Here is an 890-nt window from a genome sequence, read left to right on the forward strand (position 1 = left end):
TCTCACGTTGAGTATGACACCCCGACTCGCCACTACGCACACGTAGACTGCCCGGGCCACGCCGACTATGTTAAAAACATGATCACCGGTGCTGCGCAGATGGACGGCGCGATCCTGGTTGTTGCTGCGACTGACGGCCCTATGCCTCAGACCCGTGAGCACATCCTGCTGGGTCGTCAGGTAGGCGTTCCTTACATCATCGTGTTCCTGAACAAATGCGACATGGTTGATGACGAAGAGCTGCTGGAACTGGTAGAGATGGAAGTTCGTGAACTGCTGTCTCAGTACGATTTCCCAGGCGACGACACTCCAATCGTTCGTGGTTCCGCGCTGAAAGCGCTGGAAGGCGAAGCAGAGTGGGAAGAGAAAATCATCGAACTGGCTGGTTACCTGGATTCCTACATCCCAGAACCAGAGCGTGCGATTGACAAGCCATTCCTGCTGCCAATCGAAGACGTATTCTCCATCTCCGGTCGTGGTACCGTTGTTACCGGTCGTGTAGAGCGCGGTATCATCAAAGTTGGTGAAGAAGTTGAAATCGTTGGTATCAAAGAGACTGCGAAGTCTACCTGTACTGGCGTTGAAATGTTCCGCAAACTGCTGGACGAAGGCCGTGCTGGTGAGAACGTTGGTGTTCTGCTGCGTGGTATCAAACGTGAAGAAATCGAACGTGGTCAGGTTCTGGCGAAGCCAGGCTCAATCAAGCCACACACCAAGTTCGAATCTGAAGTGTACATTCTGTCCAAAGACGAAGGCGGCCGTCATACTCCGTTCTTCAAAGGCTACCGTCCACAGTTCTACTTCCGTACAACTGACGTGACCGGTACCATCGAACTGCCAGAAGGCGTAGAGATGGTAATGCCAGGCGACAACATCAAGATGGTTGTGAC

General features: G+C 52.9%; 1 protein-coding gene. It reads left to right on the forward strand.

The window, feature by feature from the left end; genetic code table 11:
* The coding region (gene tuf, locus G6Q29_RS21520; RefSeq protein WP_165470171.1) for an elongation factor Tu at window positions 1-890 on the forward strand (890 nt) is incomplete at both ends.

Source organism: Enterobacter cloacae (genome assembly GCF_011078175.1).
Lineage (GTDB): Bacteria > Pseudomonadota > Gammaproteobacteria > Enterobacterales > Enterobacteriaceae > Enterobacter > Enterobacter cloacae_Q.